Genomic DNA, 26,662 nt, shown 5'->3' with positions numbered 1-26,662 from the left:
CATGGATGCCGACGTCATCGTCGTAGGAGCGGGCCTCGCGGGCCTGGTCGCCGCACATGAACTCACCAGCCGGGGACGCCGGGTCGCCCTGCTGGACCAGGAGAACGCGGGCAACCTCGGCGGACAGGCGTTCTGGTCGTTCGGCGGGCTGTTCCTCGTCGACTCGCCCGAGCAACGGCGCCTGAAGATCAAGGACTCCTTCGAACTGGCCTGGAACGACTGGCAGGGCAGCGCCGGCTTCGACCGCGAGGACGACGAGGACTCCTGGGCGGTGCGCTGGGCGCGCGCCTACGTCGAGTTCGCGGCGGGGGAGAAGCGGTCCTGGCTCCAGGGGCACGGCATCAAGTTCCTGCCCACCGTCGGCTGGGCCGAGCGCGGTGACCTCCGGGCCCACGGCCACGGCAACTCCGTGCCGCGCTTCCACATCGCCTGGGGCACCGGCACCGGCGTGGTCGAGCCGTTCGTCGAGTACGCCAAGCAGGCCGCGCGCGACGGACTGCTCACCTTCCACCACCGCCACCGCGTCGACGAACTCGTCGTCGAGGAGGGCCGGGCGAGCGGAGTGCGCGGCACGCTCCTCGCCGAGGACAACGCGGCCCGCGGCGTGAAGTCCAGCCGCGAGAGCGTCGGCGAGTTCGAACTGACCGCGCAGGCCGTCGTCGTCACCACCGGCGGCATCGGCGCCGACCACGACATCGTCCGCCGCTACTGGCCCGAGCGCCTCGGCACCCCGCCCGCGCGGATGGTCACCGGCGTCCCCGCCTACGTCGACGGCCGCATGCTCGACATCAGCGCCGCGGCGGGCGTACGCCTGGTCAACCGCGACCGCATGTGGCACTACACCGAGGGCATCCAGAACTGGGACCCGATCTGGCCCGGGCACGGCATCCGCATCCTGCCCGGCCCGTCCTCCATGTGGTTCGACGCGCTGGGCCGCCGGCTGCCCGACCCCTGCCTGCCCGGCTACGACACCCTCGGCACCCTCAAGCACCTGCGCACCACCGAGGACATCGCCGGCCACGACCACTCCTGGTTCATCCTCACCCAGAAGATCATCGAGAAGGAGTTCGCGCTCTCCGGCTCCGAGCAGAACCCCGACATCACCGCCAAGGACCGGCAGGCGTTCCTGAAGGAGCGCATCCTCGGCAAGGGCGCGCCGGGACCGGTCGACGCGTTCCTGCGCCAGGGGGCCGACTTCGTCACCGCCCCCAATCTGGAGCAGCTCGTCGAGAAGATGAACGGGCTCACCGACAAGCCGCTGCTCGACGCGGCCGAGGTGCGCCACCAGATCGAGGCCCGCGACCTCCAGCTCGCCAACGCCTACAGCAAGGACGCCCAGATCCAGGGCATCCGCAACGCCCGCCGCTACATCGGCGACCGCCTCGGCCGGGTCGCCACCCCGCACCGCATCCTCGACCCGGCCGCGGGCCCGCTGATCGGCGTCAAGCTGCACATCCTCACCCGCAAGACCCTCGGCGGCATCCAGACCGACCTCGACTCCCGTGCGCTCGGCGCCGACGGCCGGCCGGTGGAGGGCCTGTACGCGGCCGGCGAGGTGGCCGGCTTCGGCGGCGGCGGTGTCCACGGCTACAACGCCCTGGAGGGAACCTTCCTCGGCGGCTGCCTCTTCTCCGGCCGAGCCGCGGGCCGGGCGGCCGCCCAGCAGACCGGCTGAGCCCGAGCCGGCGGGCGAGCCCGGCAGGCCGGCTGAGCCCGCGCCGCCGAGCGAGCCCGGCAGGCCGGCTGAGCCCGCACCCCCGAGCGGCTGTCCAGGGAGCCGCCTGAGCCGAGCCGACGGCCCGGTCCGGGGCACACCGCCCCGGACCGGCCCGTCAGGCGCCCAGCAGCCGGGCGAGGACGGCCGTGTGACTCCGCTCCGGCTCCTTCGTGGCCGTCAGCAGGGTCACCGGGCCCTCGGCCGCCAACTCCCTTACATGATCGAGGAGTTCGGCGGCCTCGGGGGCGGCCGGCTCCGCCTCGTACCGGCGGGCGAACTCCTCGTGGGAACCCTCGCCCGCGTGGTACCAGCGACGCAGCTCGGTCGAGGGGGTGATCTCCTTGGGCCACTCGTCCACCCGGGCCGCCGCCTTCGACACCCCGCGCGGCCACAGCCGGTCGACCAGGACCCGCGTCCCGTCCTCCGGCTCGGGCGGATCGTGGACCCGGCGGACACGCACGCTCACGGTCGGGCCTCTCCACGCGGGGCTGACGGCTTCCTCACAAGTGTGCGCCAAGGTCGACGCATGATCACCCCGAGCCCCCGGGCCGCCCTGCTGGCCGCCTCCCTGCTGCTCACCGGCTGCGGCGGCGCCGCCGCGGTCACGACCGGCGACGCCCCCGTGCCGCCCCGGACGCCCCGGCCCCCGGTCACCCTGGACGTGGCCCCGCAGCAACTGCCCGGACTGGGGCCCAGGACCTGGGCGAAGGTGCCCGCCGACACCCGTCAGGCCCTCGTCGTCACCGGACGCGGCAAGGACTCCTCCCGCTCCACGGCGGTCCTGTACGAGCGCACCGACGCCGGCTGGGAGGCGGGCGAGTCCTGGCCCGCGCACAACGCGCTGAAGGGCTGGACCGACCGCCACCGCCTCGGCGACCTGCGCAGCCCCATCGGCGTGTTCACCCTCGGCGACGCCGGCGGCCTGCTGCGCGACCCCGGCACCCGGCTGCCCTACGACCGCTCCCCGGCCTTCTCCATCGGCGGCACCGGCTTCGAGGGCGAACCCCTCGCGGGCTCCTTCGACTACGTGATCGCCGTCGACTACAACCGCGAGCCCGGCACCTCGCCCCTGGACTGGACCCGCCCGCTCGGCGAGGACCGCGGCGGCGGCATATGGCTGCACGTCGACCACGGCGGCCCCACTCACGGCTGCGTCGGCCTCGCCCGGCCGCACATGAAGGCCCTGCTGCTGGCCCTGGACCCGGAGCTGCAACCCGTCGTCGTCATGGGCGACCGCGCCTCCCTCAACCGCTGAATCGTAGGATCCGCCCCGTGTGCGCACATGTACTGGTAGCCGAGGACGACGCGATGCAGGCCGAACTGATACGGCGCTCCCTGCTGGCCGAGGGGCACACCGCCACCGTGGTCCACGACGGCCCGGCCGCCCTGGACGCGGCCCGGCGCCTGGGCCCCGACCTCGTCGTACTGGACCTGATGCTCCCCGTGATCGACGGCTACGGCGTGTGCCGGGTGCTGCGCCGCGACAGCGACGTACCGGTGCTGATGCTCACCGCCCGCTCCGCCGAGGACGACGTCCTGCTCGGCCTCGAACTCGGCGCCGACGACTACATGACCAAGCCGTACAGCCCGCGCGAGCTGATGGCCCGGATCCGCACCGTGCTGCGGCGCGGCGGGCGGGGCCCGGACCGGCGCGAGGACCCGGTGGTACGGGCCGCGGGGCTCGCCGTGGACCCCGTACGGCACGAGGTGCGCCTCGACGGGGAGCCGGTGGACTGCACACCCGCCGAGTTCCAGATCCTGCTCGCGATGACCGCCGAGCCCGAACGGGTCTTCTCCCGACGGCAGTTGCTGGAGTGCACCCGGGGCGCGGACCGGGCCTCGACCGAACGGGCCGTCGACGTCCACATCATGAACCTGCGCCGCAAGATCGAGCCCGACCCGCGGCGGCCGGTCCGGCTGCTGACGGTGTTCGGGGTCGGCTACAAGCTGAGCGGCGGCCGGGGATGAGGCCGCGCACACCGCTGCGCAAGCGCCTGCTGGTCCGCCTGCTGATCGCCTCGGCCCTGATCGCCGTGTGCTCGGTCACGGCGACGGCATGGCTGGCGGTCGAGACCACCACCCGCGCCCTGCGGGAGGAACAGGGCCAGGTCCTCGCCGACGACATGGAGGTCCTCACCCGGCTCAGCGGCTACGCCGCCGCCCATCCCGACTGGCGCGGGGTCGACGCCACCCTGCGCGAACTGTCCGACCGCATCGGCCGCCGCATCGCCCTCACCACGCCCACCGACCGCCGGGTGATCGCCGACTCCGCGGCCCCGGGCACCCCGCTGCCGCCGCGCCCGGCGGCCACCGTCGACCCGCTGAGCACCGACACCCACAGCGACCGCGGCGCCCAGCGCCCCGGCGTCGACCCGCGCGTGGTCGGCCCGTACCGGCTGCCCGCTGCCGAGCGCGCCCGGCTCGACGAACTCGCCGGCGAGCGCCGCGAGTGCTACGAGCGCAACGGCGTCACCGCCACCGTCGTGCGCACCCCGAGCGGCCGCCCGGTCCTCACCGATCAGGACGGCAGCGCCGTCGACTACGTCCCCCTGGAGTGCGCCGACGGAAAGCTGAACACCCCCACCGCCACCGAGGCCGAGGCACTCGCCGGCCTCACCGAGCGCGCCCGCCGGTGCCTGGACGGGCACGGCCTCGAATTCCTCGAGCCGCTCTTCGTCACCGTCGACGTCACCGAACGGCGGATGGAGACCCGGTACCCGATCGGCAAGCTCAGGGCCCACCCCTACGAACGGGCCCAACGGCAGGCGCGGGCCTGCGTCGACGAGGCCCGCCGCACCCAGCTCGGCCCCTATGTCGCCCCGCCCGCCGACCTGTTCCTCGGCGTCGGGGACCGGCCCGCGGTCCGCTTCGACCTGTCCCCGGGGAACCGGACCAAGGTCGTGGGCGCCGCGGCCCTGGTGCTCGCCGTCACCGTCGCCGTGACCGCCGCCGTCGCCACCCGGCTGGTACGGCCGCTGCGGGCGCTGACCGAGGCCGCGCGACAGCCCCTGGACCGGCATGCGCGGGTCCCGGTCACCACCCGGGACGAGACCGGCATCCTGGCGGCGGCGTTCAACGAACTCACCGAGCGCCGGGCCCGGTCGGAGGCCCAGCGCAAGGCGATGGTCAGCGACATCGCCCATGAGCTGCGCAGCCCGCTGACCAACATCCGCGGCTGGCTGGAGGTCACCCGGGACGGCGTCGTCGACCCCGACCCCGCCCTGCTCGCCGCCCTGCACGAGGAGGCGCTGGTCCTGCAACGCGTCATCGACGACCTCCAGGACCTCGCCGACGCCGACGCCGGCACCCTGCGGCTGCACCGCGAGCCCCTGCGCGCCGACGAACTCCTCGACCAGGTCGCCGCCGCCCACCGCGTCACCGCGGACACGGCCGGTGTCACCCTGCGCACCGCGGCGCGGGGCACGCCCTGGCTGGACGCCGACCCGGTCCGGATGCGCCAGGCGCTCGGCAACCTGGTCTCCAACGCGCTGCGGCACACCCCGGCGGGCGGCACCGTCACCCTGGCGGCCCGCCGCGACGGCGACGACGTCGTCCTGGACGTCACCGACACGGGCACCGGTATCGCCGCCGCGGAACTGCCCCATGTCTTCGACCGGTTCTGGCGGGCGGAGAAGTCCCGCAGCCGCCGCACCGGCGGCAGCGGCCTCGGCCTGCCCATCGTCCGTCAGCTCCTCGCCGCCCACGGCGGTACGGCCGAGGCGGCGAGCGAGCCGGGCGCGGGCTCGGTGTTCACCCTCCGGCTGCCGGGCGCCGAGGCGCCCGGCGACCTCTGAGGGGCCTCACCCGCCGCTTCTGCGGGCGGCCGTCCGGCGCAGCAGCGCGAGCCGCTCGCCCTCACTGGTGCCGCCCCACACACCGACCGTCTGCCGGGTCTCCAACGCCCAGTCCAGACATTGTTCCCGCACCGGACAGCGCCCGCAGACGGCCTTGGCCGCCACCGTCTGCACCAGGGCCGGACCGGAGTTCCCGATCGGGAAGAAGAGATCCGGATCCTCGTCACGGCATACGGCGAGGTCGCGCCAGTTGTCCATCGAAGTCACCTGCACTCGAAGTAGTACGTGCCCTTTCGGATGCTTTACTCCCGTTCGGGTGACCTGTCGACGCGGGAGTGAAACCGCGCAATCGCGAGCCGTACGGGGTCACTGCTCGCGCATGCCCCACGGGGAGCCGTAGGCGGTCAGCAGATCCAGGAACGGGCGGGCCGGGAACGCCTCGGGGCCCAGTACCCCCGATCCCGACCAGGAACCGTCCGCGAGGAGTTCGAGCGCCACGACCGGGTTGACGGCCGTCTGCCAGACCACGGCCTGGCTGCCGTACTCCGCCATGGACCACTCGTTGTCGACGACGTGGTAGAGGTACACCTCCCGCGGTGCGCCGTCCTTCACGCCCCGCACCCAGGTGCCCGCGCAGGTCTTGCCGCGCATCCGGTCGCCCAGCGTGGCCGGGTCGGGCAGACAGGCGGCGACCACGTCCCGGGGCGAGACCCGGACCGGCCCGTCGGCGCCGGGCACGGTCACCGGCTCGGTGCGGTCCAGGCCCAGCAGGTGCAGCGTCTTCAGCGTGCCGATGAACTCCTCGCCCAGGCCGTACTTGAAGGTGACGCGGCGCGCGTCGACCCAGCGCGGCACGAGCAGCACCTCCTCGTGCTCCACGTTCACGCACTCCACCGGGCCGATGCCCTCGGGGAAGTCGAACACCTCGGGTTCGCTGAAGGGTTCGGTGGTGAACCAGCCCCGGTCGGCCTCGTAGACGACGGGCGGGTTCAGGCACTCCTCGATCGTGGTCCAGATGCTGAACGAGGGCGCGAAGTCGTAGCCGTCGACGGTGAGGTTGGCGCCGTCGCGGACTCCGATCTCCTCGATGTCGTCGAAGAGTTCGTCGGCCGCGTGCCGGGCGAAGACGTCCGACAGGCCGGGCTCCACGCCCATGCCGACCAGGGCGAGCCCGCCCTCCTTCGCCCACTCCTCGGCCTCGGCGAACTGCTCGTCGCCGAGCTTGACCCCGCACTCGGCGTACGGGCGCTCGGCATGCGGCCGGGACAGGGACATCGCCATGTCGACATAGGTGGCGCCGGCCGACCGGGCCGCCCGGAACAGCGGCATCACGAAGCGCGGGTCGGTGGCGTTGAGCAGCACGTCGCAGGAGTGCCGGCGCAGGAGCCCGGCCACCGCCTTCTCGTCACCGGCGTCGACGCGCTCGGCGAGGAACCGGGGCTCGTCCACGAAGGCGACGGCCGCCTCGGACCGCGCCGGGTCGTAGTCGGCGACCACCATCGCCTCGAAGAACGGACGCCGGGCGGCGATCCGGGTGACGGCGGTGCCCACACCGCCGGCTCCCACGAGCAGAACACGCATGACGAGAACTCCCTGTCGGAGGTGGGATGTACGCGGGGCCCCGGAACAGATACAACGCCCGCCGGAGGAGTAAGGTCAATGGCGTTGGCATAAGACGGGAGTGCGTGTGCCGAAGCCGGTGGTTCCCGAGGAGAAGCGGCGCCGACGGCGTCCGACGAAGAGCGGCACGGTGCTGTCGGAGGCGCTGATCGTCGACACCGCGCTGCGGCTGCTGCGCGAACACGGCAGCTCCGGGCTGACCGCGCGCCGCCTGGGACTGGCCCTGGACGCCGATCCGAGCACCGTCTACCGCTATTTCCGCAGCATGGACGACCTTACCCTCGCCATCGGGGACGCGCTCATCGGTCAGGCCCTGCACGGCTGGCGGCCCACGGGACAGTGGCGGCAGGACCTCACCTCGGTCGGGCTGCGGATCCACGCCGCCTACCTCGCCCATCCGCAGGCGGCCCTGCTCACCACCAGCCGGGTCACCGGCCGGGCCAACGAACTCGCCGTCGACGAGGCCGTACTGGACGTCCTGCGCACCGCGGGGTTCCCCCTGCCCGAGACCGTGCGCGTCTACCACGCCTTCATCGACCAGACCCTGGCCTTCGCCGCCCTCGACGCGGCCTCGCTGGCGCTGCCCAGCGACTCGCTCCACGCCGACGAGGCGATGTGGCGCTCCACCTACGCCCGCCTGCCCCGCACCACCCACCCCAGGATCGCCGAGGCCGCCCCGCTGCTCGCCACCCGCATGGTGACCAGCGCCTACCCCACGGCCCTGGAGATGCTGCTGGACAGCGCCCAGACCCGCCTGGAGTCACAGGCGCGTTAGGGCCGCCCGGCGTCCTGGCGCAGCGCCCGTTCCGCCGCGGCGCCCACCGCCCGGGCCGCGGACGCCAGCGCGGGGGAGTCCAGCTTCCACTGCTGCCAGTACAGCGGGACGTCAAGGGCCCGCTCAGGGGCGAGGGAGACCAGTCGGCCGGAGCCGAGCAGGGCCCCGGCCTGGATCTCCGGCACCATGCCCCAGCCCAGACCGGCCACGACCGACGCCAGGAACCCCTCCGAGGTGGGAATCCGGTGCCGGACCCGGGCCGCGCCACCCGGGCCGCGCCGCAGCCGCCGCACGAAGGCGTCCTGGAGTTCGTCGCTGCGGTCGAAGGTCACCACCGGCGCCCGCGGGAGCGCCTCCCGCAGGGGCGCCCCGTCGAGATGCCGTTCGGCGAACGCGGGGCTCGCCGCCGCGAGGTACCGCATCCTGCCCAGCGGCCGCACCGAGCACCCGGCCACCGGCTCGGACGCCGAGGTCACCGCCGCCATCACCAGGCCCTCCCGCAACAGCGCGGCCGTCCGGGCCTCGTCCTCGCGGCACAGGTCGAAACAGACGTGCGGCTCGGCCGGCACCCGGGCCAGCGCGTCCAGGAACCAGGTCGCCAGCGAGTCGGCGTTCACCGCGATCGACAGCCGGGTCGGCTCGTCCCGCGCGCCGCCCATGCCCAGCTCCGCGCGGGCGTCGAGCTCCAGCCGGGCCAGCTGCCGGGCGAACCGGACGACCACCGCCCCCGACTCGGTCGCCCGCACCGGTTTCGACCGGACCAGCAGCACCCGCCCGGTGCGCTGCTCCAGCGCCTTGACCCGCTGGCTCACCGCCGACGGCGTCACATGCAGCGCGGCCGCCGCCGCGTCGAACGTCCCCTCGTCCACCACGGCGAGCAGGGTCCGCACCTGCTCCGGCGGCAGTTCCGTCACCATCACGAGCGCTAAGGGTACGTAAGAATCTTTAGCTGTACACATGGATGGAGCCGTCCCTAGCGTCTATGCCATGTCCACCGCTCTCGCCACCGCCGCCGCCGGATTCGGCACCGGCCTCTCCCTCATCGTCGCCATCGGCGCCCAGAACGCCTTCGTGCTCCGCCAGGGCGCCCGCCGGGAGGCGGTCCTCGCCGTCGTCGGCATCTGCGCCCTGTCCGACGCGGTCCTCATCGCCCTCGGCGTCGGAGGTGTGGGAGCGGTGGTGGTGGCCTGGCCGGGCGCGCTGACCGCGGTCGGCTGGATCGGCGGCGCCTTCCTCGTCGGATACGGCGCCCTCGCCGCCCGGCGCGTGTTCCGGCCCGCCGGCGCGCTGCGGACGGAGGGGGAGGGCGTGCCGTCACGCAGGCGCGCGGTGCTGACCTGTCTGGCGATGACCTGGCTCAACCCGCACGTCTACCTCGACACCGTCTTCCTGCTCGGCTCGGTGGCCGCCGACCGGGGCGCGCTGCGCTGGACCTTCGGGCTCGGGGCCGTGCTGGCCAGCCTGTGCTGGTTCGCCGCGCTCGGCTTCGGCGCCCGGCTGCTGGGCCCGCTGCTGTCCCGGCCCGCGGCCTGGCGGATCCTGGACGGCCTGGTCGCCGCCGTCATGATCGCCCTCGGCGTCTCGCTGATGCTCGGAAGCTGATGCTCGGAAGCTGGGATCACGCGTCCCGGACTCCCGCCGGGCGGTGCGATAGTGAACCCTGGTCCGAGAAAGATGTATCGAGCAACCAGGAACTCCGTGGACAGCAGCGACAGCACCACCGAACAGCCGCCGGCGGCCGACGAACCCGCGCGCGGCCGGCGCCGCTGGGCCATGGACACCCGCCCGCTGCGCCGCCCGGCCTACCGCAGACTGTGGTCCTCGACCATCGTCACCGCGGTCGGCAGCCAGCTCACCGCGGTCGCCGTCCCCAAGCAGATCTACGACATCACCGGCTCCTCGGCCTGGGTGGGCTACGCCGGCCTCGCCGGTCTGCTGCCACTGGTGGTCTTCGCGCTGTGGGGCGGGGCGATCGCCGACGCCATGGACCGGCGCAGACTGCTGCTGATCACCAACACCGGCATCGCCGTCACCTCGGTGCTGTTCTGGCTCCAGGCCGTCACCGGCCTCGAATCGGTACCCGCCCTGATGGTGCTGCTCGCCGTCCAGCAGGCGTTCTTCGGCCTCAACTCCCCGGCCCGCAACGCCTCCATCGCCCGGCTGGTCCCGGCCGGCGAACTGGCCGCGGCCAACGCCCTGGGATCCACCGTCATGCAGACCGGCCTGATCGCCGGCCCGCTGCTGGCCGGCGCCCTCATCCCGGTCATCGGGCTGGCCGAGCTGTATCTGCTGGACGCGCTGGCACTGTGCGTGACCGTGTGGGCGGTCCACCGGCTGCCCCCGCTGCCGCCGCTCGCGGGCACCGCGGCCCGCCGGGCCGGAGTGCGCGAGATCGCGGCCGGCTTCCGCTACATCGCCCTGCACAAGGTGCTGCTGCTGTCCTTCCTCGCCGACGTGATCGCCATGGTCCTCGGCATGCCCCGCGCCCTGTTCCCGCAGCTCGCCGCCGAGACCTACGCCCCGTGGGGCGAGGGCCTCGCCCTCGGCGTGCTGTTCGCCGCGATCCCGGTCGGGGCGGTGCTGGGCGGCCTGTTCTCCGGCACCTTCTCCCGGGCCCGCCGGCACGGCCTGATGGTGATCGGCGCGGTCGTCGCCTGGGGCGCGGCCATCACCGGTTTCGGGCTGAGCGACAGCCTGTGGATCGCGGTGGCGTTCCTGGTCGCCGCGGGCGTCGCCGACATGGTGTCCATGGTCTTCCGCGGGGCGATCCTCCTCTCCGCCGCGACCGACGAGATGCGCGGCCGGATGCAGGGCGTCTTCACGGTCGTCGTCGCCGGCGGCCCCCGCCTGGCCGACGTCCTGCACGGCACCGCGGGATCGGCCTTCGGCGCGCGCCAGGCGATCGCGGGCGGGGGCCTGCTGGTGATCGTGGCGATGCTCGCCCTCGCCCTCGCCGTCCCGGCACTGCGCCGCTACCGCGTCTGAGGCGGTGGCGGCGCGGTGCCGGGAACCGGGAGCCCTACAGCGCGCTGCGCCGGCGCATCCCGTACTGCTCCATCAGCTTGCCCCGGGTGATCTCCAGCCGGTGCGCGAGGATCTCGGCGACCTGGCGCAGCAGGATCAGCCCGAGCTGCTGGTCCTCGTCGCACAGCGCCCGTACCCGGTCCGCGTCGAACTCGTAGGCCCGCACCGGGCTGAAGGCCTCCGCGCCGAAGTCCCACACGTACGGCGGGAACAGCCAGGACCAGCCGAGCAGGTCCCCTGAGCCCAGGCTCGCGACGGTCACCCGCTGGAGGGAGGTGACCCGCTGGTCGAGCGAGACGGCGCCCGAGCGGATCACCCAGAAGCGGTCCGCGGTGCCGCCGGCCTCGAAGATCCGGGCGTCCTCGGGGAAGGAGACCTCCTTGGCCAGGGCCATCAGCCGCTCGCGCTGCGGCGGGGGCAGGGCGGTCAGCAGTTTCGTTGCTTTGGTCATGACACGGGGCTCCTCGCCGGCGTCGGGTTCCGGGGCTTTCCCTACGCCCATTTCAGCCGGTGCCGACGCGTAGGGCACCTCGACGGACTGGAGAACCGGTGGAGACCCGTCCGGGCATGAAGAAGCCCTGGCTGGACGGGGGAGGCCAGCCAGGGCCGTATGCGGGGTGCGAGGGACGGGAAGCCGTCGACCTCGGACCACGTATGGATGAACCGTAAATCATGTGCGGGGGGTGTGCGAAACCAGGATCAGGTCAAGTGACCTGACTCACTTCGGTACCCGCTCCCCGTACGCCCGGACGCCTGCCCGGGGTGAGGATCTCGTCCAGCACCTGGAGCACCGTCTCGAAGGCGATCGTCCGCGCGGCGGCGTCCCGCGCGCCCTCCGGGTCGCTCGCCCGCAGATCGACACTCCTGGCCCGCCAGGCCTGTTCCTCCCGCCGGGCGCCGTCCCTGGCCCGCTGGATCCGCCGGAGCAGTTCGCCCGAGTCCACAACGTCAGTCATGCCCTCCACCTACCCCGAAGGCCCGGATTCGTGCGCCGGACCCGGCCCCGGGATGTTTGGGCGGCCCCACAGCGGCGACCAGATAGGAAGAGACCCGATGCGCCCGGGGGGATCGCACCCCCGAATCGAGCGATTTCACGGAGTCAGAGATGCGCGGGGAGTACACGGCACACCATGTGAACGAACCGGCCGAGGCCCGCAGGGCCGTCGAACGCGCGGTCACCGAGCACTGCCGTGCCCACGGCACGCGGTGCGACCGGACCGCGTTCCACGACGCCCTGCTCGTCGCCTCGGAACTCACCACCAACGCGATCCTGCACGGCGGAGGTGTCACCGACTTCCGCGTCGACCTGGTCGACCTCGTCGAACCGGGGCTGCGGCTGTCGGTCAGCGACCGCAGCGAGCGGCTGCCGGTGCTCACCGAGCCCGGTGAACGCCGCGACCACCGCCGCTTCGGCGGACACGGCTGGCCGATCGTCTGCCGCCTGGCCCGCGACGTCGAGGTGTCGGTCCTGCCCGCCGGCGGCAAACGCATCAGCGCGGTGGTGCCGCTCACCGACGCGTAGGCCGACCGCACGCCGGTCACCCATGCGTGACGCCACGCCTACCCACGCCCCCGCAGGCCACCCACGCGCAAGCCGAGCACACGTCCGTCACTGCGCCCATGCCGACCGCGCAAGGGCCCCACGCACCCGCCCGCCGCACACCGGCCACCCACGCGTACGCCGTGATCCGCGGGGCACACGCGCACGCGTACCCACCCGGCTGAGGAGTGTCATGACCGAGACCGAGGACGGGCGCGGGCGCGAGGAGGCGGAGCTGCTCCGTGCCGAGATCCGCGATCTGCGCGCCCGGGCCCTGGCCCACCCCCTGATAGCCCTGGCCCAGGGCATCCTCCAGGAGCGCTACGCCCTGCCCGGCGCGGACAGCGCCTTCACCCTGATGCGCCGGGCCTCGCAGCGCCACAACGTCAAGCTGCGCACGGTCGCCGAGGCCGTGGTGAGCGTCCCGCGCCCGGACCCCGGCGCGGGACCGTGGTTCCCGCGGCGCATCCGCACCCCCGAGCCCGCCCTGACCTTCCCCGCCGCCCGGGACACCGGCTCCGCGACCCGGGGCGCCGTCCTGACGGCCGTACTGAGCCAGGCGCTCGCCGTGGCGGACACCTCCATGGGCAACGTCCAGGCCGCCGACCGGACGCGGGGCGGGCTGCGCATCGAACGGCACACCGGCCACGGCGCGGAGTTCGTGGACTTCTTCGCCCACGTCGGGGACGACGGCACCGCGTGCGCGCGGGCCGCCCGGGACGGCGCCCGGTTCACCGTGCGGGACGTGGAGACCGACCCGGTGTTCACCGAGCCGGCCCGGCTGGTGATCCTCGCCGACGGCAGCCGGGCCTGCCACAGCGTGCCGCTGACCACGGCGGGCGGTCTGTGCGTGGGCATGGTCTCGGCCCACTTCGACCGGCCGATCGAGGACCTGGGCGAGGCCCGCCTCAAGGCCCTCGACGTACTGGGCGCGGAGGCCGGCCGCTGGCTCGCCTGGCACGAGCGCACGGTCGTCCTGGACGCCCTGGAGCACCTGCACGCGCTCGGCCGCCGCGGCGGCCGCTGACCGGTTCGTACGTGAGTTCCGGCCGAACCGGGGCATGTGGATCCCGGGAGGTCGAGATGAATCAGAGTGCTGTGGCAGGGGCCGGCCGTGACCGGGCCGCGCGGAAGGCGACCGGATCGGTCACCGAGGGCGCCGCGAGGGCGGGGCTGGCCGCACGGGGCGTGATCTACCTGCTGGTCGGGGTGCTGGCCCTGCAGATCGCCTTCGGCGACGGCGGCGAGCAGGCGGACCGCCAGGGCGCGCTGGCGGAGATATCCGGGCAGCCCTTCGGCTCGGTCCTGCTGTGGGCGCTCGGCATCGGCCTGGTCGGCATGGCCGTGTGGCGGCTGTCGGAGGCCGCGTTCGGCTCCGCCGACCCGGACGGGCGCAAGGCCCACAAGCGTGCCCTCGCCCTGGTCAGGTGCGTCTTCTACGGCTTCGTCGCCTTCTCCGTGCTGCGCTTCGCCGCGGGCGGCGGCAGTGGCTCGGGCTCCGGTTCCGGCTCCGGCGACCAGGAGTCCCGCGACATCACCGCCACCGCGCTGGAGCTGCCCGCGGGCCAGTGGCTCGTCGGCGTCGGCGGGGCCGTGATCATCGGCGCGGGCGTGTGGATCGGCGTGCAGGCGGTGCGCCGCGAGTACCGCGAGACGCTGAAGCTCGGCGAGATGTCCCGGGCCGGGCGGCGGCTGACGGACGTGACGGGGGTCGGCGGCGGAGTGGCGCGCGGCGCGGTCTTCGCGGCCCTCGGCGTCTTCGCCGTACAGGCCGCCGTCGACTACGAACCGGACAAGGCCAAGGGCATGGACGACACGCTGCGCACCTTCGCCGACACCGCGTTCGGCCCGTCGCTGCTGGCCTGCGTCGCCTTCGGGCTGCTGCTGTTCGGGATCTTCTCCTTCGTACTGGCTCGCAGGCGGCGTGTCTGAGATGCCGAGTTCGGGGAACGCGGCACCCATGAACGACTACGAGCTTCCGCCCGACGGCCGGCCCGTGGACCGCTACCTCGGCCAGCTGCGTTCACGTATGGACACGGAGGACTTCCTCCGCCTCCTCGATGTGGTCGAACCCGTCCTCAAGGCGATCGACGAACGAAGGTTCCCACCCGCCGAACTGGCCCTCGACGACGACGCGGCGCCCCTGCCGCAGGAGATGCGCGACCAGGCCGCCCTGGTCATCGCCACCGCCGTCACCGGCCGCCTGGACAACGAGATCGTCGAGCTCGACCTCGGCGAGAGCGGACCCGTCCGGGTCGTCACGGACGCGGACACCGCCGCCGATCCCGAACGCCTGGACGAGATCGCCGGCTACCTCCGAAGTCGCCGCCACGACGACGAGGAGCTACGAGGCATCGCCGAGGCCAGCGGCCTGCCGACCGACTTCTGACCCCGGCCGGGTCGGCCCGGCGGACGTCCCCACGGACGCCCGCCGGGCCGACGACGTCCGGCCGAGCACCGGGAAGCTACTTCCGTCAGACGCGGCCGAGGCGGCGCTTCGCGTTCGTCGGGGTGTCCAGGGGCGTCTCCAGCGGGCGCGCCAGGCCCACCACCGACTCGTCCAGGCGTTGCAGGTGCCGCAGCACGCGGTCGGTGACCCTGCCGTAGCGGATGCTGTCCGGGGCGTGGGACTCCAGCAGCGCGGCCACGCTGGGGCCGCTGGACACCCGTTCCGTCGCCTTCTCGTCGGCCACATGCGCGGCGATGGCCTCGATGTTCCGCACGATGCGCCCGCCCGCCCCGCGCAGCCGGGGGTCCGCCGCGATCGACGGACTGCTGGGCAGCAGCTCGGCCGTGGCCGCCAGCGAGCGCGCGTGGTAGGCGGCGGTCTCCAGCAGCGCCACCACGTAGCGGGCGGTGTCGCGCCGTGCCCTGAGCGGGGTGACCGGATGGGTGAGCGGCTTCGTCGCGGCCCGCAGGTCGGCCAGCGCCTGGTCCAGCTCGCGCGCCTGGTCCAGCAGCTCCACCTCGGCTCCGCCGCTCAGCTGCTCCACGGCCGCCCCGGTCACCTCGCGCAAGCGGTCCAGCACCGTGACCAGCAGCTCGTTGGTGCGCCGGTCGGTCGCCACGGGCAGCACCACCGCCGCCGCGAACACCCCGCACGCCGCCCCCAGCGCCGTCTCCGCGATCCGCAGCAGCAGCACCGACGTGCTGTAGGTGTGCAGCAGCGTGTAGAGCAGCCCCAGCGCGGCCGTCACGAAGAACGACATCAGCGTGTACGACAGGGGCGCGGTGTAGAACATCGCGAACACACAGACCAGCACCAGCGCGAACGCCGTCCAGGTGTGCCCGCCGAACGCCGCCGCCAGCACGATGCCGGCCACCACCCCGAACACCGTCCCGATCACCCTGCGATAGCCCTTGACCAGGATCTCGCCGGTGGAGGCGGTGTTGAGGAAGACGATCCAGCAGGCCAGCACGGCCCAGTACCAGCGGTCGCTGGACAGCAGCTCGCCGCCGACCATGGCCAGCGACGAGCCCACCACGACCTGCACGGCGGCCCGGGTGGTGGGCCGCCGCAGCCCCGTCTCCTCGTCCTCCTCGACGTCCTCGGCCGCGTCGATGGCGACGTCCTCGGCGTCCAGCTCCTCGCGGGAGCGGGTCGTGGACGGGGTGTCGTCCGACTCGTCCTGCGGACCCTCCAGAGCGGTCCGCAGACCGAGCACGGCCCGGGCGGCCTCGCCGATCCCGCGGAAGACGTCCTGCACGGGCGGCGAGGCGTCGGGCAGGTTCTCCTCGTCCCGGTACGACAGCAGCCGGTTGCGGACCGGGGCCAGGGCGGAGCCGCCCGGGTGCCGGACCAGCAGCCGCAGCCCTCTGAGGTCCCGGCGCAGGGTGCCGGCCGCCTCGTCCCGGACCGGCAGCCGCCCCGCCGACGGCACGGGCACCCCGGACAGATGCAGGGTGAGGGTGTCGGTGCGTTCCTCGCTGCGCGCGGTGAGCAGCAGCAGCCCGAGCCGCTCGGCGGCGATCTCGGCGTCCGCGACCCGCCGCTGCACCACCTGCGCCGTCCCCTCGTCGGTACCGGCCTCCAGCCGGCCCTGGATCATCAGCGCCGTCTCGTGCAGCCGCGCGTTGCGCTCCCGCACGTTCTCCAGCGCCCGGTCCACCTCCATCGGCCCCGCGGCCAGCAGGCCGAGCTGCGCCGACACCAGCTGCGCGAACCGGGCCCGGAACGCCCCCCGCAGCCGAACCAGCGTCCCCGCCGAACTCTGCGGGACCAGCGCGAACCGTACGACGGCGCTGCACACCATGCCCGTCGCGACGACGGCGTACAGGCCGGGCAGGTCCGCGACGGTGGCGCCGACGAACAGCGCCACGAAGTACAGCTGGAAGCCGATCAGCCCGAGCGCCGTGCCGCGGTCACCGAACCGGCGCCCGTACACGGCACCGAAGATCAGCACGAGGAAGAAGAGGTCGCCGACGACGACGTACCGGCGCAGCACCGCGGCCAGGGTGACCGAGGCGAGCGCGACCGGCACGCCCAGCGCGAGCGTGACGGCCTGCGGACCGCGCCGCTTCTCGCGCAGCGCGACGGTGGAGACCATCGCCGTCATGGCACCGGCGACCAGATGCGGGACGTCCGCCCCGAACAGGGCGAGCACGACCAGCGTCAGCGCGATCGCGCCCACCGCCCGCAGCCCCGCGGCAAGCCGCAGCAGCCCCGGATCGGACGCGTCGAGCCGGTCCCGCAGTCGTGCCCACCCCCGTGCGGCGTCTATCCCCGTCCCTCCGCCTTCGCGTCCGCCAGGTGCTCGCGCAGTTGCTCCGGCGTCAGATACGCGTCGGTGTACTCGAAGTCCTTCAGCTTGGCGGGCTTGCGGGCCTGGAAGCCGGTACGGACGAAATCGTCGCCCGCGAGGGCGTTGAGCACCCAGTTGGTCATCACCCGCGTCTTGGCGACGTGGGTGCGCAGCGCCGACCAGTGGTAGCCGCGGGCCACGGCCTGGGCGGGCAGCCCGTGCAGTTCGACGCCGAGCGGCTTGGAGACCGCGTCCGTGCCGCCGAGGTCGACGACCAGCCCGAGATCCTTGTGCTCGTACGGGCGCAAGGGCTCACCGCGCAGGGTCGCGATGACGTTGTCGGCGACGGCCCTGCCCTGGCGCATGGCGTGCTGCGCGGTCGGCGGGCAGATGGCGCCCTCGTCGTCCTTGGCCCGGTCCGGCACCGCCGCCGCGTCGCCCAGCGCGAACACCCCGTCGTGTCCGGGCAGGTTCATCTCGGCGTTCACCGCCAGCCGCCCCCGCACGGTTTCCGCGCCGAGGGTGCCGATCAGCGGGCTGGCGACGACTCCGGCCGTCCAGATCAGGGTGCGGGTGGGCACCACGCGCCCGTCGGTGAAGGTGACCTCCTGCGGTCCCGCCTTGGCGATGGACACCCCCAGCGAGATCTCGATGCCCCGCCTGCGCAGGATGTCCTGGGCCGCGTGGCCGAGCTTGTCGCCCAGCTCGGGCATCAGCTTCGGCGCGATGTCGATCAGATGCCACCGGATCAGGTGCGGGTCGAGCCGTGGATAGCGCTTGACGGCGGCGCGGGTGAGGCGGTTGAGGCAGGCCGCGGTCTCGGTCCCGGCGTAGCCGCCGCCGACCACCACGAACTGCAGCCGCGAGGCGCGCTCCTCGGGGTCGTGGCTGGCGTCGGCCAGGTCCAGCTGGGAGATGACGTGGTCGCGGATGTAGGCGGCCTCGGCGAGGGTCTTCATGCCGAACGCGTGGTCGGTGAGCCCCGGGATGTCGAAGGTCCGGGTGATGCTCCCGGGGGCCAGCACGATGTAGTCGTAACGCTGGTCGACGGTCTCGCCGGTGATGGTGCGGATGACGCACACCTTGGCCTTGAGGTCCACGCCGATGGCGCCGCCCGGGATGATCCGGGTGCGGTACCTGCGGCTGCGTCGCAGGGACAGGGCGATCGACTGGGGCGTCAGCACGCCGGAGGCGACCTGCGGCAGCAGGGGCAGATAGAGCTGGTAGGAGAACGGGGTCACCAGGGTGACGTCGGCCTCGTCGGCGGCGAGCCTGCGCTCCAGCCGGCGCACGCACCCCACTCCCGCGAAGCCGGCGCCCACCACCAGGATCCTGGGTCGTGTCACGGTGTTTCTTCCCTTCTGCGGCTCCAGGCGGTCTGTCACGACGGTGTTCGTCCGCCCCTGGTCCGCTGCCTCGCACCACGTCGATCCCACCGCGCTCCCGCCCGCTCCGCCAGTCGGGTGCGGCAGGCAGATGAACATCCTGTTCGAGCCCGCCTGCCCCGCCCGGCCGGGGGCCACACGCGGGCCGGCGGCATCGCCGCCGGATCACCAGGGCAGGAAGGCATGGACGTCCTTGCCCTGGTCGTGGGTGATGACCCCCGCCTGATGGCTCAGGCTCTGCACCAGGTACCAGCCGATTCCGCGCCCCCCGCGACCGGGGTCGAAGGGGCGGGGCAGCGGGGGTGTGGTGCTGGTGTCGCGCAGCACCACGTGCACACCGTCGAAGGAGCGGCTCATCCGCAGCTCGAACGGCCCCGGGGCGTACTCCACGGTGTTCGCCGCCAGCTCGCTCACCACCAGCAGGATGTCGTCCCGGTGCTCCGGCGCGGAGGGGGGCAGGACCCGGGTCAGGTCGTCGAGATACTCCTGTGCCGCCAGCCGCGCCGCGGTCACATCATGGAGTGCGCCGTCGAAGCGGACCGAGCGGTGCGCTGTCTCCCGTGCCACCAAGGTGTCCTCGTCCGTTTCTCCCCCGGTGTCCCCTCACGCCGTCCGGTTTCCCCACTGACGGCGATCTACGCACGCTCAGCGGAAGACGTTGTCGTTCTCGTCCCACACCGCGGACTCGTCGGGCGCGCCCTGTCGGGCGGGCTTGGCGCGCGCCTGGTACATGGCGTCGATCTCCAGCGCGTAGTGCCGCACGATGGCGTCCCGGCGCAGCTTCATCGACGGCGTCAGCATCCCGTTGGCCTGGTCGAACGGCTCGGCCAGCACCCGGAAGACCCGGATCGACTCCGAGCGCGACACCGTGCTGTTGGCCGCCGCCACGGCCCGGGCCACCTCCTCCCGCAGCGCGTTCTCCTCCCGGGCGTCCCGCGCGGGCCGCACGGCCGGGCCGCGCTGCTCGGAGCGCGGTTCCAGGGTGCCGCGCCAGTACGCCAGGAACTCCGGGTCCAGGGTGAGCAGCGCGCCGACGCAGGGCCGGTTGTCGCCGACGACGACCGCCTGGTGGATCAGCGGGTGCATCCGCAGCCGCTGCTCCAGGGCGGCCGGGGCGACGCTCTTGCCGCTGCTGGTGATGATCACGTCCTTCTTCCGGCCGGTGATCGTCAGATAGCCGTCGGAGTCGAGCAGCCCGAGGTCGCCGGTGGCCAGCCAGCCGCCGCGCAGGGCGGCCCGGGTGGCCGCGTCGTCGTTGACGTACCCCTGGAACACGGACGGACCGCGCACCAGGATCTCCCCGTCGTCCGCCACCCGCAGATCCATGCCGGGGAGCACCTTGCCGACCGTGCCCGACCGCTCCAGGCCCGGCGGCTGCGCGGTGACCCCGCCGGCGGTCTCGGTGAGCCCGTACCCGTCGTTGAGATAGATGCCGATGCCCTCGTAGAACAGGGACATCTCCCGGTTCAGCGGCGAGCCGCCGGAGGTCGCCGTGCGCACCCGGCCACCGAGGGCGGCTCTCAGGCCGCGGTAGACGGTCCGCTCGTACAGGGCGTGCTGGAGCCTCAGGTCGAAGCCCGGCCCCGGCCCCTCGCCGAGCCGGTGTCGTTCCGTCGCCAGCGCGAAGTCGCGCGCCGTGTCGGCCGCCCGCTCGAACAGGGCGCCGCGGCCCGACTCCCGGGCGGCGCGCAGGAAGTTCTTGTAGATCTTCTCGAAGACCGACGGCACGGCGCAGAAGTACGTCGGCCGGAACGAGCGCAGCGCCTCGCCGAGGGACTTCCCGCCCGGGTCGGCCTCGTGGCCCATCAGCAGGCCGCCGCGCAGGCACAGGGCCTGCACCATGAGCCCGTACACATGGGAGAAGGGCAGGAAGGCGAGCACCGACCCCTGACCGCCCGGCGGCACCACCAGATGCCCCCAGCCCTTGAGCAGGGTGTCGCACGGGCTGGCCAGCGCGCGGTGGCTCAGCGCGCAGCCCAGCGGCCGTCCGGTGGAGCCCGAGGTGTACGCGATGACCGCGGTGGAGTCCGGCAGCACGATCCGGCGCAGCGAGTCGACGGTGGCGATCGGCACGTGCTCGCCCCGATGGACCAGCTGCTCCAGCGCCCCCGCGTCCAGCTGCCACACATGGCGCAGCATCGGCAGCGAGGCGCACACCGAGCCGACCGTCATCACCGACTGCTCGTCCTCGACGACCACGCCCACGCAGCCGGCGTCCCGGAGGATCCACTCGACCTGCTCGCGCGAGGACGTCGGATACACCGGCACGACCTCGGCGCCCACCGCCCACAGCGCGTGGCTCAGCACCGTCCACTCGTAGCGGGTGCGCGCCATGATGGCCACGCGGTGACCCGGCGATATCCCGGAGGCGATCAGGCCCTTGGCGAGGTCCACGACCGTGTCCCGCAGCTCCACCGCCGTGACCTCGCTCCAGTCCGAGGAGCTGCCTTGCCGTCGGGCCAGCACCGGCAGGGTGGGTTCCTGGGCGGCCCGCTCGAAAACGGTGTCGGCGAGGCCGCCCGCCGGCGGTGCGTAGGCGGAGGGAGCCAGGGCGAAGTCGCGCATGCGCAGCTCCTGTTGTACGCGGTGTGACGTCACCGACGGGCAGAGTTATCGGCGGTGCCCGAATCTATCCGAGGTACGAGCGAACGGTGCCGGAATCCGACAAGTCGAAGGCGGGCTCGGAGGGTGGCTCGGACGGCGGGCTCAGCCCTGGGTGCGCCGCACGCACTCCGCGACCACGTCCCCCAGGCTGCCCGTACGGTCGTGCAGGTCCCGCTGCACGACGGCCCCGTTGCCCCGCCGGAGCAGTTCGGCCACGGCCGAGCGGGCGCGGTCGAGGTCGCCGCAGTCCGCGAGGGCCTCCGCGACATGGTCCACGAAGGCCTGTACGACGACCGCCGCCGGCACCGGCCGCATGCTCACCGGGTGCAGCAGGTTCTCGGTGATCCCGGCCCGGGCGGCCTGCCAGGAGGCCAGCCGCAGCACGCTGACGGAGTGCACGACCGGCGGCCGGCCCTCCCGCCACTCCCGCGCCGAGGTCTCCACCAGGCCGCGGACCAGGGTGGCGAGGAGTACGGCGGTCTCCGCGTGCAGGCACACGTCCGCCACGCGGATCTCCACCGTCGGGAAGTTCCGGCTGAGCCGGGCGTCGAAGTAGGCCATGGCCTCGTCGAGGATCACCCCGGTGCCGACCATGTCCTCGACCTGCCGCCGATAGCCCTCGGCCGAGCCGAAGAGCTCCGTCGGCCCCGCCGACGGCCACCGCAGCCACACCCGGCTGCGATAGCTGTTGTACCCGGTGTCCTGGCCCTGCCAGAACGGCGAGTTGGCGCTCAGCGCGCTCAGCACCGACAGCCACGGACGGATCCGGTCGAGGACGGCGACGCCCTCGTCGTCGGAGTTCACCGACACATGGACATGGCAGCCGAGGACGAGTTGCTCGCTGGTGGCCACGCCGTACTGGTCCGCCATCCACTGGTAGCGCCGGTGCTCGCCGACGCACGGGGTGACCGGCAGCGGCGAGGTGGCCAGCGCCGCCACCGCGCACCCCAGCTCGCCCGCGCGCCGGGCCGCCTCCTTGCGGCACCGGACGACGTCATGGGCCAGTTCGTCCATGTCGGAGTGCGGCTGGGAGGCGTACTCCAGCATCTGCTCGTGCAGTTCCTTCTCGAACACGTCCTTCCCGTCCGCGCTGTCCCGCGCGAGGATCGCGGGCGACTGGGCCCGCGGCTCACCCGTGTCCGGGTCGACCAGGAGGAGTTCCTCCTCCACTCCGACGGTGCGCACCTTCAGGCACCCCTTCTGCGGCCGATGCGAGGACGGCGAGGATTTCGCCGTACGCCCCGACTGCCCCTTCCAGGGCAAACGGACACCTCGCACCGGCTCGGGAATTCATCGGGGCTGGGGTGTCAGCCACACCGTGGCCAGCGGAGGCAGCGTGATCCGGATGCCGTCCTCCTCCGGCTTGATCGGTCCGGGGTTGGTGACATCCCCGCCGCCGTACCGCGCGGCGTCGGTGTTGAGGGCCTCCTCCCACACGGGGCCGTCACCGGGTACCCAGATCCGGTAGTCGTGACGCACCACCGGGGAGAAGTTCGACACCGCGAGCAGGGGGGTGCCGTCGGCCGCGTACCGCAGGAAGGCGAAGACGTTGTCCTCGGCCGCGTCCCCGAGCGCCCACTGGAAGCCGCCCGGGTCGGTGTCCCGCTGCCACAGCGCCGGGGTGGCCCGGTAGACGGTGTTGAGGTCCCGCACGAGATCGCGCACGCCCCGGTGATCCGCCTCGGCGCCGTAGGCGGGGTCCAGCAGGTGCCAGTCCGGGCCGTGCGGCTCCGACCACTCCGCGCCCTGGGCGAACTCCTGCCCCATGAAGAGCAGTTGCTTGCCCGGATGGGCCCACATGAAGCCGAGATAGGCGCGGTGGTTGGCGCGCTGCTGCCACCAGTCGCCGGGCATCTTCGACACCAGCGCCTGCTTGCCGTGGACGACCTCGTCGTGGGAGATCGGCAGGACGTAGTTCTCGCTGTAGGCGTACACCATCGAGAAGGTCATCTCGTTGTGGTGGTACTTGCGGTGCACCGGCTCGTGGCTGACGTAGCCGAGCGAGTCGTGCATCCAGCCCATGTTCCACTTCAGGCCGAAGCCGAGCCCGCCGCTGTCGGTGGGCCGGGTCACCCCGTCCCACGCGGTCGACTCCTCCGCGATGGTGACCACGCCCGGCGCCCGCCGGTACACGGTGGCGTTCATCTCGCGCAGGAACTCCACCGCGTCCAGGTCCTCCCGCCCGCCGAACACATTGGGCGTCCACTGGCCGGAGTCGCGCGAGTAGTCGAGGTAGAGCATCGAGGCGACCGCGTCCACCCGCAGCCCGTCGATGTGGAACTCCTCGCACCAGTACACCGCGTTGGCGACCAGGAAGTTGCGCACCTCGACCCGGCCGAAGTCGAACTCGTAGGTACCCCAGTCCGGATGCTCGGCCCGCCGCTCGTCCCCGGGCTCGTACAGCGGTTCCCCGTCGAAGCGGGCCAGCGCCCAGTCGTCCTTCGGGAAGTGCGCCGGCACCCAGTCCATGATCACGCCGAGACCGGCCCGGTGGAGCGCGTCCACCAGGAACTTGAAGTCGTCGGGCGAGCCGAGCCGCGCCGCCGTCGCGTAGAACCCGGTCACCTGGTAGCCCCAGGAACCGGAGAACGGATGGTGGGCGACCGGCATGAACTCCACATGGGTGAAGCCGAGTTCGTTGACGTAGTCCGGCAGCACCTCCGCCAGCTCACGGTAGGTCAGCCCGGGCCGCCAGGACGGCAGGTGCACCTCGTAGACGGAGAACGGTGCCACATGCACGGGGACGTCGCCCCGGTGCTCCATCCACCGCGCGTCGCCCCACTCGTAGCGCGAGGTGTGCACGATCGACGCGGTGTCCGGCGGGATCTCCGCCATCCGCGCCATCGGGTCGGCCTTGAGGAAGCGGTGTCCGTGGCGGGAATGGATCTCGAACTTGTAGCGGGTGCCCTCGCCGACACCGGGCAGGAACAGCTCCCACACCCCGGCCGCGCCGAGCGAACGCATCGGGAAGGCGGTGCCGTCCCAGTGGGTGAAGTCCGTGGCGACCCGCACGCCCTGGGCGTTCGGCGCCCACACCGTGAACCGGGTGCCGGTCACCCCCTGGTGGGTCATCGGCTCGGCGCCGAGCGCCTTCCACAGCTGCTCGTGCCGGCCCTCCCGGATCAGATGGAGGTCCAGGTCGCCGAGGGCGGGCAGGAACCGGTACGGGTCCTCGACCTCCTGCTCCTGGTGCGGGTAGGCCACCAGCAGCTTGTAGGCGGGGATCGCGGTCAGCGGCAGCACGCCGGAGAAGAGGCCCTCGCCCTCCGAGGCCAGTTCGTGCCGCTCACCGTCGATCAGCACGCTCACCGCGTCGGCGAACGGGCGCAGCGCCCGGAACACCAGCCCGTCGCCGACCGGGTGGACCCCGAGCAGCGCGTGCGGATCGTGATGGGCGCCGGCCAGCAGCCGGCCCCGGTCGGTGGCGTCCAGCGGGGGAGCCGCCCCGCAGTGCACCGGCCCGGACGACTCGGGCAGCGAGGTGTCACGCAGCGCCATGGGGTCAGCCTCCTCGTACGGCGAGACGTTCGATCGCCGCCATCGGTACGGGAAGCCAGTCCGGTCGGTGTCTGGCTTCGTAGAGCACTTCGTAAACGGCCCGGTCGGTCTCGTAGGCGCGCAACAGGCCGTGCTTCTTGCGCGGATCCCATCCGGCTGCGGACGCGTAGCCCGCGCAGAACGACTCCCGGCAGCGGCGCGCCCACTCCGGCCGCCAGGGGCGGCGCTGGCGTGCCGCGTAGTCGAACGAGCGGAGCATTCCGGCGATGTCCCGCACGGGGGAGTGGGGGCTGCGCCGCTCGGCGAGCGGCCGGGACGGCTCACCCTCGAAGTCGATCACGAACCAGTCCCGCCCGGCCCGCAGGACCTGCCCCAGGTGCAGATCGCCGTGGATGCGCTGGGCGGCCGGTCCGGGATCGCAGCCGGTGAGGGCCCCGAAGGCGGTTCTCAGGCCCGGTACGAACGGCTGGAGCGCCGGCACGCAGTGCGCCGCCGCGTCGAGCCGCTCGCTCATCGAGGCCGCCGTACGGTCGTTCTCGCGGTGCTCCTCGCGAGGGAAGGCCGAGGCCAGCGCGAGGTGCACCTCCGCGGTGGCCCGGCCCAACTCGCCGGCCTCCACCGTGAAGTCGTCCCCCGAGGCCAGCGCCCGCAGCGCCAGTGTCCAGCCGTCGGCCGCGTCGGGCAGGAACGGCTGGAGCACGCCGAGGGTGGCGTTCCAGGGACTGGTGGTGCGGAACCAGGCGACCGGTGCGGGAACCCGGGCGCACCCCTGCCGGGCCAGCGCGCCCGGCACCTCCAGGTCCGGGTTGACGCCGGGCTGGATCCGCCGGAACACCTTCAGCACGAAGGCGTCGCCGTACACCAGCGAGGAGTTGGACTGCTCGACGTCCATCAGCCGTGGTGCCAGACCCTCCGGGACCGGCACGGGCGAGCAGGACTCGAAGCGCAGCGGGCCGGCCGCGCCCGGGTGGCGCAGCCGGTCCAGGAGCAGCTGGGCCGATCTGAGGTCCTGCAGCGCGTCGTACACCGTCAGTCCGGCCAGCGGGCCCTCGGTGGCCCGTCCGACGAGGCTGCGCCCCAGGCGGGGGGAGGGGTGCTCGCGGACCCCGAGCAGCAACTGGTAGCAGTCGCCGGCCGGGGCCGCCGCGGTGCCGCCGGGCGGCGGCACCGGCACGTGTCCGGCGTGGACCAGCAGATGCAGACAGCCCGGGAACAGCTCGGTCATGGACAGCAGGGCCAGGTCGGTGACCGGCCGGTCCTTGCCCGCGAACCAGCGCTGCCGCGGCAGCCACTGACGCAGCAGGCCGCCCAGCGAGACCATGATGTCGGCGACGTCCGGAGGGCTCGGCCTCAGGAATGCGGTCTTCGGCATGGTGACGCGTCCTTTCGTCGGCACACGCTCAGGGGCACACGCTCAGGAGGCGGACGTCCGGTGTCGGCGGCCGATGCGGGAGGCGGCCCGGGGCAGCCGGAACCAGTAGAAGCCGTGCCCCGCCAGGGTCAGCAGGTACGGCAGTTCGCCGATGGCCGGGAACCGCACACCGCCGAACAGCTCCACCGGATGACGCCCGTCGAACTCGCGCAGATCGAGCTCGGTCGGCTGGGCAAAACGGGAGAAATTGTTCACGCACAGGACGAGATCGTCCTCGTACTCCCGCAGAAAGGCCAGCACCGCAGGGTTGGACGACTGGAGTTCGGTGAACGTGCCCAGTCCGAAGGCGGGATTCTGCTTGCGGATCTCGATCATCCGGCGCGTCCAGTGCAGCAGCGAGGAGGGCGACGCCATCGACGCCTCGACGTTGGTGACCTGGTGGCCGTAGACCGGGTCCATGATGGTCGGCAGGTAGAGCCGCCCGGGGTCGGCCGCGGAGAAGCCGGCGTTGCGGTCGGGTGTCCACTGCATGGGGGTGCGGACGGCGTCGCGGTCGCCGAGCCAGATGTTGTCGCCCATGCCGATCTCGTC

25 protein-coding genes are annotated in these 26,662 nt (G+C 73.1%); 11 read left to right on the top strand and 14 right to left on the bottom strand.

What is annotated here, in order from left to right; translation table 11 throughout:
- Window position 1: 1 nt before the first annotated feature.
- On the top strand, window positions 2-1,675 hold the full coding sequence (locus ABT296_RS18825; RefSeq protein WP_351928621.1) for an FAD-binding dehydrogenase: 1,674 nt from the start codon (window positions 2-4) through the stop codon (window positions 1,673-1,675).
- A 157-nt stretch (window positions 1,676-1,832) separates the two neighbouring features.
- Here ABT296_RS18825 and ABT296_RS18820 read toward each other — a convergent pair whose 3' ends face one another.
- Window positions 1,833-2,183: a DUF488 domain-containing protein gene (locus ABT296_RS18820; protein WP_351928619.1), complete on the bottom strand. Its 351-nt coding sequence runs from the start codon at window positions 2,181-2,183 to the stop codon at window positions 1,833-1,835.
- A gap of 60 nt (window positions 2,184-2,243) precedes the next feature.
- Between ABT296_RS18820 and ABT296_RS18815 the strand changes: the two genes are divergently transcribed.
- From ABT296_RS18815 to ABT296_RS18805, 3 genes are read left to right on the top strand one after another with little or no spacing between them, the layout of a single operon-like run.
- On the top strand, window positions 2,244-2,972 hold the full coding sequence (locus ABT296_RS18815; RefSeq protein WP_351928617.1) for a L,D-transpeptidase family protein: 729 nt from the start codon (window positions 2,244-2,246) through the stop codon (window positions 2,970-2,972).
- Between the two features lie 17 nt (window positions 2,973-2,989).
- On the top strand, window positions 2,990-3,685 hold the full coding sequence (locus tag ABT296_RS18810; RefSeq protein ID WP_351928615.1) for a response regulator: 696 nt from the start codon (window positions 2,990-2,992) through the stop codon (window positions 3,683-3,685).
- The gene (locus ABT296_RS18805) at window positions 3,682-5,511 is read left to right on the top strand and encodes a sensor histidine kinase (RefSeq protein ID WP_351928613.1); all 1,830 of its coding nucleotides are present in this window, start codon (window positions 3,682-3,684) and stop codon (window positions 5,509-5,511) included. The genes ABT296_RS18810 and ABT296_RS18805 overlap by 4 nt, the downstream gene beginning before the upstream one ends.
- Before the next feature lie 6 nt (window positions 5,512-5,517).
- Here ABT296_RS18805 and ABT296_RS18800 read toward each other — a convergent pair whose 3' ends face one another.
- Together ABT296_RS18800 and ABT296_RS18795 are read right to left on the bottom strand one after the other, a co-directional pair.
- Entirely contained in the window at window positions 5,518-5,769 is a 252-nt protein-coding gene (locus ABT296_RS18800; protein WP_351928611.1) for a WhiB family transcriptional regulator, read from the bottom strand.
- Between the two features lie 108 nt (window positions 5,770-5,877).
- Window positions 5,878-7,092 (bottom strand): saccharopine dehydrogenase family protein, encoded by a 1,215-nt coding sequence (locus tag ABT296_RS18795; RefSeq protein WP_351928609.1) that lies wholly within the window; start codon window positions 7,090-7,092, stop codon window positions 5,878-5,880.
- Between the two features lie 106 nt (window positions 7,093-7,198).
- Here ABT296_RS18795 and ABT296_RS18790 point away from each other — a divergent pair, with 106 nt between their 5' ends.
- The gene (locus tag ABT296_RS18790) at window positions 7,199-7,906 is read left to right on the top strand and encodes a TetR/AcrR family transcriptional regulator (RefSeq protein ID WP_351928607.1); all 708 of its coding nucleotides are present in this window, start codon (window positions 7,199-7,201) and stop codon (window positions 7,904-7,906) included.
- On the opposite strand, the gene ABT296_RS18785 is transcribed toward ABT296_RS18790, so the two are convergent.
- On the bottom strand, window positions 7,903-8,823 hold the full coding sequence (locus tag ABT296_RS18785; protein ID WP_351928911.1) for a LysR family transcriptional regulator ArgP: 921 nt from the start codon (window positions 8,821-8,823) through the stop codon (window positions 7,903-7,905). The genes ABT296_RS18790 and ABT296_RS18785 overlap by 4 nt on opposite strands.
- Before the next feature lie 70 nt (window positions 8,824-8,893).
- Between ABT296_RS18785 and ABT296_RS18780 the strand changes: the two genes are divergently transcribed.
- Together ABT296_RS18780 and ABT296_RS18775 are read left to right on the top strand one after the other, a co-directional pair.
- Window positions 8,894-9,508 (top strand): LysE/ArgO family amino acid transporter, encoded by a 615-nt coding sequence (locus tag ABT296_RS18780; RefSeq protein WP_351928605.1) that lies wholly within the window; start codon window positions 8,894-8,896, stop codon window positions 9,506-9,508.
- Window positions 9,509-9,580: 72 nt separating this feature from the next.
- Window positions 9,581-10,891 (top strand): MFS transporter, encoded by a 1,311-nt coding sequence (locus ABT296_RS18775; RefSeq protein WP_351928603.1) that lies wholly within the window; start codon window positions 9,581-9,583, stop codon window positions 10,889-10,891.
- Window positions 10,892-10,925: 34 nt separating this feature from the next.
- Here the strand turns inward: ABT296_RS18775 and ABT296_RS18770 are convergent, their stop codons facing one another.
- Entirely contained in the window at window positions 10,926-11,381 is a 456-nt protein-coding gene (locus ABT296_RS18770) for a cyclic nucleotide-binding domain-containing protein (RefSeq protein WP_351928601.1), read from the bottom strand.
- A 253-nt stretch (window positions 11,382-11,634) separates the two neighbouring features.
- The gene (locus ABT296_RS18765) at window positions 11,635-11,886 is read right to left on the bottom strand and encodes a hypothetical protein (protein ID WP_351928599.1); all 252 of its coding nucleotides are present in this window, start codon (window positions 11,884-11,886) and stop codon (window positions 11,635-11,637) included.
- Between the two features lie 149 nt (window positions 11,887-12,035).
- On the opposite strand from ABT296_RS18765, the gene ABT296_RS18760 reads away from it, so the two are divergent.
- The 4 genes from ABT296_RS18760 (at window position 12,036) to ABT296_RS18745 (ending at window position 14,859) form a co-directional block, all read left to right on the top strand.
- Window positions 12,036-12,452 carry an ATP-binding protein gene (locus ABT296_RS18760; RefSeq protein WP_351928597.1) on the top strand — a complete coding sequence of 139 codons (417 nt, stop codon included), beginning with the start codon at window positions 12,036-12,038 and terminating at the stop codon, window positions 12,450-12,452.
- A gap of 211 nt (window positions 12,453-12,663) precedes the next feature.
- Window positions 12,664-13,497 carry an ANTAR domain-containing protein gene (locus ABT296_RS18755; protein WP_351928595.1) on the top strand — a complete coding sequence of 278 codons (834 nt, stop codon included), beginning with the start codon at window positions 12,664-12,666 and terminating at the stop codon, window positions 13,495-13,497.
- A 56-nt stretch (window positions 13,498-13,553) separates the two neighbouring features.
- Window positions 13,554-14,402, top strand: a complete 849-nt coding sequence (locus ABT296_RS18750) for a DUF1206 domain-containing protein (protein WP_351928593.1) — start codon at window positions 13,554-13,556, stop codon at window positions 14,400-14,402.
- 28 nt (window positions 14,403-14,430) lie between these two features.
- Window positions 14,431-14,859, top strand: coding sequence for a hypothetical protein (locus ABT296_RS18745; RefSeq protein ID WP_351928591.1), 429 nt, complete (start codon window positions 14,431-14,433; stop codon window positions 14,857-14,859).
- Window positions 14,860-14,944: 85 nt separating this feature from the next.
- On the opposite strand, the gene ABT296_RS18740 is transcribed toward ABT296_RS18745, so the two are convergent.
- The 8 genes from ABT296_RS18740 to ABT296_RS18705 form a co-directional block, all read right to left on the bottom strand.
- The gene (locus ABT296_RS18740) at window positions 14,945-17,164 is read right to left on the bottom strand and encodes an FUSC family protein (RefSeq protein ID WP_502977286.1); all 2,220 of its coding nucleotides are present in this window, start codon (window positions 17,162-17,164) and stop codon (window positions 14,945-14,947) included.
- Between the two features lie 23 nt (window positions 17,165-17,187).
- A complete protein-coding gene (locus ABT296_RS18735) occupies window positions 17,188-18,585 on the bottom strand; it encodes an NAD(P)/FAD-dependent oxidoreductase (RefSeq protein ID WP_453173752.1) in 1,398 nt (465 codons plus the stop codon).
- A gap of 177 nt (window positions 18,586-18,762) precedes the next feature.
- Window positions 18,763-19,167, bottom strand: coding sequence for an ATP-binding protein (locus ABT296_RS18730; protein WP_351928588.1), 405 nt, complete (start codon window positions 19,165-19,167; stop codon window positions 18,763-18,765).
- A gap of 75 nt (window positions 19,168-19,242) precedes the next feature.
- A complete protein-coding gene (locus tag ABT296_RS18725) occupies window positions 19,243-21,162 on the bottom strand; it encodes an AMP-dependent synthetase/ligase (RefSeq protein WP_351928586.1) in 1,920 nt (639 codons plus the stop codon).
- Window positions 21,163-21,303: 141 nt separating this feature from the next.
- On the bottom strand, window positions 21,304-22,386 hold the full coding sequence (locus ABT296_RS18720) for a glutamate--cysteine ligase 2 (protein WP_351928584.1): 1,083 nt from the start codon (window positions 22,384-22,386) through the stop codon (window positions 21,304-21,306).
- 105 nt (window positions 22,387-22,491) lie between these two features.
- Complete coding sequence (glgB, locus tag ABT296_RS18715) at window positions 22,492-24,699, bottom strand: 1,4-alpha-glucan branching enzyme (RefSeq protein WP_351928582.1); 2,208 nt, start codon at window positions 24,697-24,699, stop codon at window positions 22,492-22,494.
- A gap of 4 nt (window positions 24,700-24,703) precedes the next feature.
- Window positions 24,704-26,071 carry a maltokinase N-terminal cap-like domain-containing protein gene (locus tag ABT296_RS18710; protein ID WP_351928580.1) on the bottom strand — a complete coding sequence of 456 codons (1,368 nt, stop codon included), beginning with the start codon at window positions 26,069-26,071 and terminating at the stop codon, window positions 24,704-24,706.
- A 42-nt stretch (window positions 26,072-26,113) separates the two neighbouring features.
- Window positions 26,114-26,662 (bottom strand): alpha-glucosidase C-terminal domain-containing protein (locus ABT296_RS18705; RefSeq protein ID WP_351928578.1); only part of this gene is annotated, 549 nt, incomplete at its 5' end.

It is taken from the genome of Streptomyces sp. NPDC000983, assembly GCF_040299205.1.
Taxonomy (GTDB): Bacteria; Actinomycetota; Actinomycetes; order Streptomycetales; family Streptomycetaceae; genus Streptomyces.
Note: the sequence above shows the minus strand (reverse complement) of the source record. Positions and strands in the feature narration are given on the sequence as shown.